Origin of the sequence: Pseudomonas sp. Pse1 (assembly GCF_024519635.1) — a bacterium.
Taxonomy (GTDB): domain Bacteria; phylum Pseudomonadota; class Gammaproteobacteria; order Pseudomonadales; family Pseudomonadaceae; genus Aquipseudomonas.
Map to the genome: position 1 here is coordinate 59,616 of NZ_JALJRO010000010.1, position 12,637 is coordinate 72,252.

Below are 12,637 nucleotides of genomic sequence, written 5' to 3' on the forward strand. Positions count from 1 at the left end.
TCACTTGAACCGGCGTTCGACACCTTTTTCAACGAGGATCTTCGCCGAGATTTCTTCTACCGAAAAGTGCGTGGAGTTGATATTCGGGATGTTCTCGCGGCGGAACAGGTTTTCCACCTCGCGCACTTCGAACTCGCACTGGGCGTAGCTCGAATAGCGGCTGTTGGGCTTGCGCTCGTTGCGGATCGCGGTCAGGCGGTCGGGGTCGATGGTCAGGCCGAACAGTTTGTGCTGGTGGGCGCGCAGGGCGGCCGGCAATTGCAGGCGTTCCATGTCGTCTTCGGTCAGCGGGTAGTTGGCCGCGCGGATGCCGAATTGCATGGCCATGTACAGGCAGGTCGGGGTCTTGCCGCAGCGCGACACGCCCACCAGGATCAGGTCGGCCTTGTCGTAGTAGTGGGTGCGGGCGCCGTCGTCGTTGTCCAGCGCGAAGTTCACCGCCTCGATGCGCTCCATGTAATTGGAGTTGTGCCCGATGGAGTGGGATTTGCCTACGGAGTAGGACGAGTGCTCGCTCAATTCCTGCTCCAGGGGCGCCAGGAAGGTCGAGAAAATGTCGATCATGAAACCGTTGGACGTGGCGAGGATCTCACGAATGTCCTGGTTGACGATGGTGTCGAAGATGATCGGCCGGAAGCCGTCCTTTTCGGCGGCTGTATTGATTTGTTGTACCATGGCGCGGGCTTTATCCACGCTGTCGATATAGGGCCGCGTGAATTTGCTGAAAGTAACATTTTCGAACTGCGCCAACAGACTTTGACCCAGGGTTTCGGCAGTGATGCCCGTGCCGTCGGAAATAAAGAACGCAGATCGTTTCATTTGCACCTTGGGCCTTAAGCTAGTGACGATTCTTGGATATGATAGGCGCGATTTTGCCGGCCCGGATTGGCCCGCATTCTCACTTATTTTCCAGGTCCAGGCCATATTGCTGGCAAATGCTCCCCTGAGCCGCCGGTACCCTGAGCTTTTCCAACACAGTTAGTGGAGAGATCACCTTGGTAGAGTACGTAGTTTCCCTCGATAAGCTCGGCAAACACGATGTTGAGCATGTGGGGGGCAAGAACGCATCCCTGGGCGAGATGATCAGCAACCTCGCAGGTGCCGGTGTATCGGTACCTGGTGGCTTTGCCACGACCGCACAGGCTTATCGTGATTTCCTCGAACTGAGCGGCCTGAACCAGCAGATTCACGACGCCCTGGATGCCCTGGACGTCGACGACGTCAACGCCCTGGCCAAGACCGGCGCACAGATCCGTCAATGGATCATGGAAGCCGAGTTCCCTGAAAAACTGAATGCCGAAATCCGCACCGCGTTCGCTGCGCTGTCGGCTGGCAACCCGGACGTCGCCGTAGCCGTGCGTTCGTCGGCCACCGCCGAAGACTTGCCGGACGCTTCGTTCGCCGGCCAGCAGGAAACCTTCCTGAACATCCGTGGCGTCGAGAACGTCATCCGCGCCGCCAAGGAAGTCTTCGCTTCCCTGTTCAACGACCGTGCCATTTCCTACCGCGTCCACCAGGGCTTTGACCACAAACTGGTCGCCCTGTCTGCCGGTGTGCAGCGCATGGTGCGTTCGGAAACTGGCACCGCCGGCGTGATGTTCACCCTCGATACAGAATCCGGCTTCCGTGACGTGGTGTTCATCACCGGCGCTTACGGCCTGGGCGAAACCGTCGTACAAGGCGCGGTGAACCCGGATGAGTTCTACGTGCACAAGGGCACGCTGGCGGCTGGTCGTCCGGCGATCCTGCGTCGTAACCTGGGCAGCAAAGCGATCAAGATGATCTACGGCGACGAGGCCAAGGCCGGTCGTTCGGTCAAGACTGTCGATGTCGACAAGGCCGAGCGCGCGCGTTTCTGCCTGACCGATGCCGAAGTCAGCGAGTTGGCCAAGCAGGCGATGATCATCGAGAAGCACTACCAGTGCCCGATGGACATCGAATGGGCCAAGGACGGTGACGACGGCAAGCTGTACATCGTTCAGGCGCGTCCTGAAACCGTGAAGAGCCGCACCCAGGCCAACGTCATGGAACGTTACCTGTTGAAGGAAACCGGCACCGTGCTGGTGGAAGGCCGTGCCATTGGCCAGCGCATCGGCGCCGGCAAGGTGCGGATCATCAAGGACGTGTCCGAGATGGACAAGGTCCAGCCAGGCGACGTACTGGTTTCCGATATGACCGACCCGGACTGGGAGCCGGTCATGAAGCGCGCCAGCGCCATCGTCACCAACCGTGGCGGTCGTACCTGCCACGCGGCGATCATCGCTCGCGAACTGGGTATTCCGGCAGTCGTCGGTTGCGGTAACGCCACTCAACTGTTGAAAGACGGCCAGGGCGTGACTGTTTCCTGCGCCGAAGGCGACACCGGTTTCATCTTCGAAGGCGAACTGGGCTTCGACGTGAAGAAGAACTCGGTCGACGCCATGCCTGAATTGCCGTTCAAGATCATGATGAACGTCGGCAACCCGGACCGCGCCTTCGACTTCGCCCAGCTGCCGAACGCCGGTGTCGGCCTGGCCCGTCTGGAATTCATCATCAACCGCATGATCGGCGTGCACCCCAAGGCACTGCTGAACTACGACGGCCTGCCGGCTGACATCAAGGAAAGCGTCGACAAGCGTATCGCCGGTTACGACGACCCGGTCGGCTTCTACGTCGAGAAGTTGGTCGAGGGTATCAGCACTCTGGCCGCTGCCTTCTATCCGAAAAAGGTCATCGTGCGCTTGTCGGACTTCAAGTCCAACGAATACGCCAACCTGATCGGCGGCAAGCTCTACGAGCCGGAAGAAGAAAACCCGATGCTCGGCTTCCGTGGCGCTTCGCGTTACATCAGCGAAGCGTTCCGTGACTGCTTCGAGCTCGAGTGCCGCGCCCTGAAACGCGTGCGCAACGAGATGGGCCTGACCAACGTCGAGATCATGGTGCCGTTCGTCCGCACCCTGGGCGAGGCGAGCCAGGTGATCGACCTGCTGGCGGAGAACGGTCTGGCTCGCGGTGAAAACGGCCTGCGCATCATCATGATGTGCGAACTGCCGTCCAACGCGATCCTCGCTGAAGAGTTCCTCGAATTCTTCGACGGCTTCTCCATCGGCTCCAACGACCTGACCCAACTGACCCTGGGCCTGGACCGCGACTCCGGAATCATCGCGCACCTGTTCGATGAGCGTAATCCGGCGGTCAAGAAGCTGCTGGCCAACGCGATTGCCGCTTGCAACAAGGCCGGCAAGTACATCGGCATCTGCGGTCAGGGGCCTTCCGATCACCCGGACCTGGCCAAGTGGCTGATGGAGCAGGGCATCGAAAGCGTTTCGCTGAACCCGGACTCCGTACTGGAAACCTGGTTCTTCCTGGCAGAAGGTCAGGCTTCGGCTTGATGTAGTGTGAGCGGCTCCCTCGCTCCTGCAAAGGGCGGGGAGTTGTTCGGATTTAAAGCAGGGCGGGCTCCTCTGGACGCCGCCCTTTTTTGTGCAAGAAGAATATGCAAAGCAGCAGTAACCTGTTTCCTGTCGCCTTGATCAGCGCCGAACGTCGTGGCGATCTGAGCGAGGACGTCTATCGCCTGAAACCGGGCAACAGCCCGGATGGCACCGTCGAGATCGCGGTCACCCGCCTGGGCATGGCCGACGAACCCGCATTGCGCGGCGTTCCGGTGATCTTGCTGCACGGCAGTTTTTCCAACCGGCGGTTCTGGTTTTCCCCCAAGGGCCTTGGATTGGGCGCGTACCTGGCGCGCGCCGGTTTCGATGTGTGGATTCCGGAAATGCGCGGCCATGGCCTGTCGCAGCGCAATCAGCAATACCGCAAGAACCGTGTTGCCGACTACGCCCGCTACGACCTGCCGGCCATCGCCGCGTTCGTTTGCGAGCAGAGCGGCCAGGCGCCGCACTGGATCGGTCACTCCCTGGGCGGCATCACACTGGCTGCTGCCTTGGGCGGGCAATACCTGACCGAAACCGAGGTCGCCAGTGCGGCGTTTTTCGGCACTCAGGTCAGCCGCACCTACTGGCCGTTGAAAATCCCTCCGGTGGAGTGGAGCGGGCGCTTCATTCTCAAGCGTTTCGCGCAACTGTCGGGTTCACGCCTCAAGCGCGGCCCGGAAGACGAACCGATCGGCCTGGCCATCGAAAGCATGCGTTGGTACGGCTTGTTCGGTCGCTTTGGCGATGCCGACAAGGACTGGTGGGCCGGCCTCGCCGAGGTCACAGTGCCGGTATTGGCGGTCAGTGCCAGCAACGATCACCAGGATCCGGACTGGGCTTGTCGCAAACTGTTCGCGCAGATCGGCTCGGCGCACAAGCAGTTCGTGTGCCTGGGCCGTGAGCAAGGCTTTGCCGACAACTTCGGGCATGTCGAAATGCTCGTCAGCAAGGCCGCGCAAGCCGAGGTCTGGCCGCTGGTTCAACGTTGGCTGGCGAATCCGCAGGCGCCGCTGCTGGCAAATACTGCCAATCTTGCCGCTGTCAGCTGAACCGGAGGCTCTGACAAGGGCGTTTCGCTTCGGGTAGCCAGCGGTTAAGATATGACGAATTGAGCTTTTCTGGTCACTTTAAGTGGCGATGTGATCCTGGTGTTCGTGATAAATGCGCGTTAAACCACACCCCTCGGCGCTCGTTTCATTTATCGTGACAGCCTCGGTTGTCTTCCTCTTTACAGGAGTTTTTCGATGAATCATTACATCACTCCCGACTTGTGCGATGCCTACCCGGAACTGGTGCAGGTGCTGGAGCCCATGTTCAGCAATTTTGGCGGCCGTGATTCCTTCGGCGGCGAAATCGTGACCATCAAGTGTTTTGAAGACAACTCGCGGGTCAAGGAACAGGCTGAACTGGATGGCAAGGGCAAGGTGCTGGTGGTCGATGGCGGTGGTTCCCTGCGTTGCGCGCTGCTGGGCGACATGATCGCCGAGAAAGCCGCGAAAAACGGTTGGGAAGGCCTGGTGATCTACGGCTGCATCCGCGATGTCGACGTGATCGCGCAAACCGACCTCGGGGTGCAGGCGCTCGCCAGCCATCCGAAGAAGACCGACCGTCGCGGTCTCGGTGAGATGAATGTCCCGGTGACCTTCGCCGGTATCACCTTCCATCCGGGTCAGTACATTTATGCGGACAACAACGGCGTGATCGTCTCGCCAAGCCCGCTGAAAATGCCTGAATAAACACTGAGCAGACAGGGGTAAGGATGTTCGAGGAAGAAAACGCGCAGTGGGGGCTGGTTCACGCCCTGGTGCTGGATGGCAAAGGCGGTGCGCGTTCGATTGCCCGGACTGAACTCGATGACCTGCAACTGCAGGCCCACGAAAGCCTTTGGCTGCACTGGGATCGCAGTCACCCGCAGACCCAGACCTGGCTGCGTAAATCCAGCGGCCTGAGTGAGTTCAGCTGCGACCTGCTGCTCGAAGAAAACACCCGGCCGCGCCTGTTGGCGCTGCCGGACGCCGAGTTGCTGCTGTTTCTGCGCGGGGTCAACCTCAATCCGGGCGCCGAGCCGGAAGATATGGTCTCGGTGCGCATCTTCGCCTCCGCCCAGCGGGTCATTTCCCTGCGTTTGCGGCCCTTGCGCGCCACCGACGAATTGTTGGTGCATCTGGCAGAGGGCAAGGGGCCTAAAACCACCTCCGAACTTATCCTCTATATGGCGCAGTTCCTTACCCACAAGGTGCAGGATCTGGTGGGCGACCTCTCGGAAGTGGTCGATGAGGAAGAAGAAAAACTGGATGCCGACGAACGGTATGCCCCGGAGCATGGCTCTATTCTGCAGATCCGTCGCCGGGCCGCCGGGCTCAAGCGATTTCTGGCTCCGCAGCGGGATATTTTCGGTCAGTTGACGCGGATCAAACTGCCCTGGTTCGTCGAAGATGACGGCGACTACTGGAACGAATTGAACAACAGCCTGACCCGATATCTCGAAGAGCTGGAATTGACTCGAGAGCGCGTGGGGCTGGTGCTGGAGGCCGAAGACCGGCGTCTTTCGGTGAAGATGAATCGCACGATGTACCGCTTCGGAATCATCACCGGAATCTTTTTGCCGATGAGTTTTCTGACCGGTCTGCTGGGTATCAACGTTGGTGGCATTCCGTTTTCCGCGAGCCCCTATGGCTTTTTGATTGCCTGCCTGCTGATGGTCTCCGTGGCGCTTGGCCAGTGGTGGTTGTTCCGGCGTTTGCGTTGGGTATGAAGGCGCGTCATGTGACCCGAAGAAATTTGATCGCGTCTTTCACAGATATCACGAGAGGTGCGTATGCACGATCCGTTTGAACAGTCTTTGCGTGACATGCTCCAGGCGTCTCCGTCCACTCGCGACGATGATGCGTGCCTGGGGCGTGTGCTGAAAACCGCCAACCGCCAGGTCGGCGCCGGTGACCTGTTCAGCCTGTTGGGCCGCTGGCTGCCCGCGCTGATGATCGCCCTGAATAACGGATCGGCCCATGTCTCGCCGGTTTCCCGTCGTAAACCCTCTGCTCGCACTGCTGATAAGGCTGATTGAATATGGAACTTGATCTCTGGACTCAGAGCCTCGTCACGGCAATGACCGCCTTGTGGACCAAAGTAGCGAACTTTATTCCCAACCTGTTCGGCGCCCTGGTGGTGCTGTTGCTGGGCTTTGTCGTGGCCAAGCTGCTGGACACCTTGTTGTCCAAATTGCTGGCAAAGCTGGGCCTGGATCGCCTGATGGGCGGGACCGGACTGACCAAGCTGATGTCCCGCGCAGGGCTGCAGGTGCCGATCTCGACCTTGATCGGCAAGATCGTTTATTGGTTCGTTTTACTAATTTTTTTGGTTTCAGCCGCCGAATCCCTTGGCTTGGAGCGAGTTTCGGCTACGCTCGACATGCTTGCGTTGTATTTGCCGAAAGTATTCGGCGCCGCGCTGGTGTTGCTGGTGGGGGTTTTGCTGGCGCAACTGGCCAATGGCCTGGTGCGCGGCGCCGCTGAAGGGGTAGGTCTGGATTACGCGTCGGGCCTTGGGCGAATTGCCCAGGGGCTGGTGATCATCATCAGTATTTCGGTGGCGATCAGCCAGTTGGAGGTCAAGACCGACCTGCTCAACCACGTCATCGTCATCGTTTTGATAACCGTTGGTCTGGCTGTTGCATTGGCCATGGGATTGGGGAGCCGGGAAATCGCCGGTCAGATTCTCGCGGGAATTTATGTGCGTGAGCTGTATCAGGTTGGGCAACAAGTGCGTGTTGGCGAGGTCGAAGGGCAGATCGAAGAGATCGGCACGGTTAAAACTACATTGCTGACTGATGAGGGTGAGCTAGTCTCACTGTCGAATCGGATCCTCCTGGAGCAGCATGTTAGTAGCCGCTAACCCGGCAAACCCTGCTAATGTATGCCGCCGCAAAATGCCCGATACCCTCGGGCTGCGGTGGACATTGACCTGACTGTCGGCCCGACTTGTTTTGAATAAAGCCCAATCGCTATCCACGCGCTACGACCCCCGCGAGCTCTCTGATGAGGAGTTGGTCGCGCGCTCGCACACCGAGCTGTTTCACGTAACGCGCGCTTACGAAGAGCTGATGCGGCGTTACCAGAGAACTTTATTTAACGTCTGTGCACGATATCTTGGGAACGATCGCGACGCGGACGATGTCTGTCAGGAAGTGATGCTCAAGGTCCTGTACGGTCTGAAGAACTTCGAGGGCAAATCGAAGTTCAAGACATGGCTATATAGCATCACGTACAACGAGTGCATCACACAGTATCGAAAGGAACGGCGAAAGCGTCGCTTGATGGACGCTTTGAGTCTGGACCCCCTCGAGGAAGCGTCTGAAGAAAAGGCGCCGAAACCTGAAGAGAAGGGCGGACTTGATCGCTGGTTGGTGTATGTGAATCCGATTGACCGGGAAATTCTGGTGCTACGATTTGTCGCAGAGCTGGAGTTTCAGGAGATCGCAGACATCATGCACATGGGTTTGAGTGCAACAAAAATGCGGTACAAACGCGCTCTAGATAAATTGCGTGAGAAATTTGCAGGCATTGCTGAAACTTAGTTCGGCGCAAATATCTCTTACGTGTAGGCAAGTTCTGATAGACTTGTCGCCGAGTTGTCCCCCGGTTTGTGGGACTGCTTTACAATCACCAGATGGGGATTTAACGGATGAAACTGAAAAACACCTTGGGCTTGGCCATTGGTTCTCTTATTGCCGCTACTTCTTTCGGCGTTCTGGCACAAGGCCAAGGCGCAGTTGAAGGCGAGCTGTTCTACAAGAAGCAGTACAACGATAGCGTCAAGCACATCGAAGACGGCTTCAACCCAGGCGCTCGTATCGGTTACTTCCTGACCGACGACGTTTCGATCGATCTGAACTACGATCAGACCCACCACACCCGTTCGAACGACGGTACTGGCAACCAGAAGATCAAAGGTGACACTGGTTCCCTGCTGGGTACCTACCACTTCGGTCAGGCTGGCGTAGATTCCCTGCGTCCATACGTTTCCGGTGGTTTCGGTCACCAGAGCCGTACCAACGTACAGGCTGACGGCCACAGCGGTCGCGATCAGACCACTCAAGCCATCATCGGTACCGGTGTTAAGTACTACTTCACCGACAACCTGTTCGCCCGTGCTGGCGTTGAAGCTGACTACGGTCTGGACAACGGCAAGTGGGACTACTCCGCCCTGGTTGGTCTGGGTGTGAACTTCGGCGGCAACGCTGGCGCAGTAGCTCCAGCTCCAGTCGTAGCACCGGCTCCAGAACCAGAGCCAGAAGCTCCGGTTGCTGAAGTTGTTCGCGTTGAGCTGGACGTCAAGTTTGACTTCGACAAATCCGTTGTTAAGCCAAACAGCTACGCTGACGTGAAAAACCTGGCTGACTTCATGAAGCAGTACCCACAGACCACCACCGTGGTTGAAGGTCACACTGACTCCGTAGGTCCAGACGCTTACAACCAGAAGCTGTCCCAGCGTCGTGCTGACGCTGTTAAGCAAGTTCTGGTTAAAGACGGCATCGACGCTAGCCGCGTTAGCTCCGTTGGTTACGGCGAATCCCGCCCAGTTGCTGACAACGCAACTGAAGCTGGCCGCGCTGTTAACCGTCGCGTAGAAGCGCAGGTTGAAGCTCAAGCTAAGTAATTAGCTTCGCAGCTCTGAAAAACCCGGCCGAGGCCGGGTTTTTCTTTGTCTGGGATTTGGGTTTTACACGGCTGCCCGGGTGCGCCAATCGTGCTCCGGCAATACATCGGCAGCGGCTATGCGAGCTGCTACTGCGCCTATTACCAGGATCGCCGGGCTTTTCAGATGAAAGCTGTGGGCGTCTTCCTGCATGTTTGCAAGATTGCTCCGACATTCGCGCTGATGCGGCAATGAGGCATTTTCAATCATGGCCACCGGCGTATCGGCCGCCATTCCACCCGTCAACAGTTGCTGGCGAATGTCCGCAAGCTTGGCCACGCCCATGTAGACCACCAGTGTCGTGCCACCCTGTGCCAGGGCGCTCCAATTAAGCTCGCTGTCGTCCTGGGTATGGGCCGTCACCAGCGTCACGCCGCGGGCCACACCGCGCAGGGTCAGGGAGATATCGCATTGAGTCGCTCCCGCCAGGCCGGCGGTGATGCCATTGACCAGTTCAACGTCTATGTCGCGTTCGCGCAACCACTGCGCCTCTTCGCCACCGCGCCCGAAGATGCACGGATCACCTCCTTTGAGTCGCACCACGCATTTGCCTTGACGGGCGTAGCGCAGCATCAGGCGATGGATAAATGCCTGTGGGGTCGATCGACAACCACCGCGTTTACCCACGGCTATTACCCGTGCCTGTGGGCAATGTTCCAGCACCGCCGGATTGACCAAGTCATCGATCATCACCACATCGGCTGAGCCCAGTGCCCGCACGGCCTTGAGGGTCAGTAATTCTGGGTCACCGGGGCCAGCACCTACCAGCCAGACTTTTGCGCTCATGTTCGATTCCTCACGAGGTGATGGCTAACGGCTGCAGGTTGGCAGCCAATAGACGCTTGATTTCCGGGACGCAGGAGCCGCATTGCGTGCCGCAACCCAGTTGTTGCTTCAGTTCCTGCAGATTCAGGCCGTTTTCAATTTCGCGACACACCGCGCCCTGACTGACGTTTTTGCAGTTACAGAGAATTTTCTGCGCGCCTGACACGCCACTGGTGCTGCCAGGCGCGGCACTCAACGGCGCCAACAACCAGCGCCGCAGTTGCTCGTCGACACGCCCTTCGAGCCAGAGATCCTGCAGCCAATATTGGGCGAGGGTTTCGCCCGCCAGGCGGATCGCGGTGATGCGTCCCTGTTCGATACGCACTCGTTTGCCGATTGAGCGTTGCGGGTCGTCATAGGCCAGCACGGGTCCGTCGATGAGGCCCAAGTGGTGATCGATCTCCTGCAAGCGTTGCAGGTCCGGTGCCTGAGTGTTGGCCGCGCGTATCAGCAGCGCCGGGCGTTCACGTCCGGCAAGGCTGAGGCTGACGTAGGCAAAGTCTTCGCACAGCGGTCGCAACGCCTCAAAGTGTCGTTGAACGTCACCCTCCACCAGGGCAAACAGCTTCCACGCCAGCGCAACGGGCTCGATGCGCACTCCGCTGTGCTTCAATTCCGGTTGTTTGGACAGCGGGTCGAACGCCGGCTGGGTCAGGGCATTCACTCCGCCCTTGAGAAAGCGATCGCCCCAGTGCATGGGCAGAAAAGCCTGGCCCGGTCGCACGCTGTCGTCGGCGCCGACCGCCACAATCACGCTGCCTCGACGACTCTTCAGGCTGACCAGGTCGCCACTGCTCAGGTGATGCTCGCGCAGGTCGTCCGGATGCAGGCTCAACAGCGCTTCGCTGACATGTCCGAACAATTGCGCCGCGGTGCCGGTGCGACTCATGCCGTGCCATTGATCGCGCAGGCGGCCGGTCATCAGGGTCAGCGGGTAATGGGCGTCACGCTGTTCCCTGGCGGCGCGGTAAGGCTCGGTCATGAACCGTGCGCGGCCGTTGGCGGTCGGGAAGATCCCGTCGGTGTAAAGGCGTGGCGTACCGCTGACGGCCCCTTGAGGGAACGGCCATTGTTGCGGGCCCAGGCGGTCGATCAGGGCGTGGTTGATACCCGACAGGTCGAGGTCGCGACCCTGGGTCAGGTGCTTGAACTCGTCGAATAGCTGCGTTGGATGCTCGAACGCAAACAGGCTGGGTTGACCTGGACGTAGCTGTTTCTCCAGACGTTGAGCGAAATCTACGGTAATTGCCCAATCCGCGCGTGCTTCACCTGGCGGGGTTATGGCTCGGCGCACGTGAGAAATGCGCCGTTCGGAGTTGGTCACCATGCCTTCTTTTTCGCCCCAACTGGCGGCGGGCAGCAACAGGTCGGCAAAGGGTGCGGTTTCGGTGGTGCGGAAGGCTTCCTGCAGGACCACAAAGGGGCACGCCTCAAGGGCGGCACGCACATTGTGTTGGTCGGGCAGGGACTGCGCCGGGTTGGTGCAGGCGATCCACAGGGCTTTGATTTGTCCGTTGCGGACCTGCTCGAACAATTCGATGGCGCTCAGCCCCGGGCTGTCGGGCAGGCTATCGACTCCCCAATAGTCTGCGACTTCGGCGCGATGCTCAGGGTTGGCCGCATCGCGATGGCCCGGTAACAGGTTCGACAGGCTGCCGGTTTCGCGACCGCCCATGGCATTTGGCTGACCCGTCAGCGAGAAAGGTCCGGCGCCAGGGCGGCCGATTTGCCCTGTGGCCAGGTGCAGATTGATCAGTGCGCTGTTTTTTGCACTGCCGGCGGTGGACTGATTCAGGCCCATGCACCACAGCGACAGGAAGCTCGGCGAAGTCCCAATCCACTCGGCACATTGCTGCAGTTGCTCGACACTGATGTCGCACAGTTGCGCGACCATTCCCGGGGTGTAATCGCGCACCAGGTTTTTCAGTTCCGCCAGACCCTCGGTGTGGCTCTCGATGAATCTGCGGTCGATCCAGTCTTCCCACAGCAGCAGGTGCAGTACTCCGTGAAACAGAGCGACATCGGAGCCCGGTGCAATTGCCAGGTGCAAATCGGCCAGGTCGCAGGTGTCGGTGCGTCGCGGGTCGATGACGATGATCTTCATCTGCGGACGGCGCGCCTTGGCCTGCTCCAAACGGCGAAACAGCACGGGGTGGGCGTAGGCCATGTTGCTGCCGACGATCATCACGCAATCGCTCAGCTCAAGGTCTTCATAGCTGCAGGGCGGGGCGTCGGCGCCGAGGCTGCGCTTATAGCCGACCACGGCCGAGGACATGCACAGGCGCGAGTTGCTGTCGATGTTGTTGGTGCCCACCAGCGCCCGGGCGAGTTTGTTGAAGGCGTAATAGTCCTCCGTCAGCAGTTGCCCCGAAATATAGAACGCGACACTGTCAGGACCATGCTCCGCGATGGTCCGGGCAAACACCGTAGCGGCGTGGTCGAGGGCGCTGTCCCAGTCGGCGCGGCTGCGAGCCAGGCCCTTGCCCAGACGCAATTCGGGATACAGGGCACGGGCTGCGTGGTCGCCCGTCAGGTGCAGGGTCGAGCCCTTGCTGCACAGCTTGCCGAAGTTGGCCGGGTGCGTTGGATCGCCACTGACGCCGAGGATGTGTTCGCCGTCGTGTTCGATCAGCACGCCGCAGCCAACCCCGCAGTAGCAGCAGGTCGAGGCAGTTGTCTGACGGTTCATCAGCATGCTTCCT

11 protein-coding genes are annotated in these 12,637 nt (G+C 59.4%); 8 read left to right on the top strand and 3 right to left on the bottom strand.

All coding sequences use genetic code 11. The annotated features are described in order from the left end of the window. Nucleotides 1-819 carry a pyruvate, water dikinase regulatory protein gene (locus NR126_RS16270; protein ID WP_027618043.1) on the bottom strand — a complete coding sequence of 273 codons (819 nt, stop codon included), beginning with the start codon at nucleotides 817-819 and terminating at the stop codon, nucleotides 1-3. Nucleotides 820-995: 176 nt separating this feature from the next. On the opposite strand from NR126_RS16270, the gene ppsA reads away from it, so the two are divergent. The 8 genes from ppsA (at nucleotide 996) to NR126_RS16310 (ending at nucleotide 9,071) form a co-directional block, all read left to right on the top strand. Continuing rightward, a complete protein-coding gene (gene ppsA, locus NR126_RS16275) occupies nucleotides 996-3,371 on the top strand; it encodes a phosphoenolpyruvate synthase (protein ID WP_027618042.1) in 2,376 nt (791 codons plus the stop codon). A gap of 104 nt (nucleotides 3,372-3,475) precedes the next feature. Next, the gene (locus NR126_RS16280; RefSeq protein ID WP_027618041.1) at nucleotides 3,476-4,465 is read left to right on the top strand and encodes an alpha/beta fold hydrolase; all 990 of its coding nucleotides are present in this window, start codon (nucleotides 3,476-3,478) and stop codon (nucleotides 4,463-4,465) included. A 195-nt stretch (nucleotides 4,466-4,660) separates the two neighbouring features. Continuing rightward, nucleotides 4,661-5,152, top strand: a complete 492-nt coding sequence (gene rraA / locus NR126_RS16285; RefSeq protein ID WP_027618040.1) for a ribonuclease E activity regulator RraA — start codon at nucleotides 4,661-4,663, stop codon at nucleotides 5,150-5,152. Nucleotides 5,153-5,175: 23 nt separating this feature from the next. Further along, a complete protein-coding gene (locus tag NR126_RS16290; RefSeq protein ID WP_027618039.1) occupies nucleotides 5,176-6,171 on the top strand; it encodes a zinc transporter ZntB in 996 nt (331 codons plus the stop codon). Nucleotides 6,172-6,234: 63 nt separating this feature from the next. After that, nucleotides 6,235-6,480, top strand: coding sequence for a hypothetical protein (locus NR126_RS16295; protein ID WP_027618038.1), 246 nt, complete (start codon nucleotides 6,235-6,237; stop codon nucleotides 6,478-6,480). 2 nt (nucleotides 6,481-6,482) lie between these two features. Then, nucleotides 6,483-7,307 carry a mechanosensitive ion channel domain-containing protein gene (locus NR126_RS16300; RefSeq protein WP_007916401.1) on the top strand — a complete coding sequence of 275 codons (825 nt, stop codon included), beginning with the start codon at nucleotides 6,483-6,485 and terminating at the stop codon, nucleotides 7,305-7,307. 91 nt (nucleotides 7,308-7,398) lie between these two features. Further along, nucleotides 7,399-7,989: an RNA polymerase sigma factor SigX gene (sigX, locus tag NR126_RS16305; RefSeq protein ID WP_017337463.1), complete on the top strand. Its 591-nt coding sequence runs from the start codon at nucleotides 7,399-7,401 to the stop codon at nucleotides 7,987-7,989. Between the two features lie 107 nt (nucleotides 7,990-8,096). Further along, entirely contained in the window at nucleotides 8,097-9,071 is a 975-nt protein-coding gene (locus tag NR126_RS16310; RefSeq protein ID WP_027618037.1) for an OmpA family protein, read from the top strand. Nucleotides 9,072-9,134: 63 nt separating this feature from the next. Here the strand turns inward: NR126_RS16310 and cobA are convergent, their stop codons facing one another. After that, entirely contained in the window at nucleotides 9,135-9,896 is a 762-nt protein-coding gene (cobA, locus tag NR126_RS16315; RefSeq protein WP_051550494.1) for a uroporphyrinogen-III C-methyltransferase, read from the bottom strand. 10 nt (nucleotides 9,897-9,906) lie between these two features. Further along, complete coding sequence (locus tag NR126_RS16320) at nucleotides 9,907-12,624, bottom strand: nitrate reductase (RefSeq protein ID WP_256830633.1); 2,718 nt, start codon at nucleotides 12,622-12,624, stop codon at nucleotides 9,907-9,909. Between the last annotated feature and the right edge of the window lie 13 nt (nucleotides 12,625-12,637).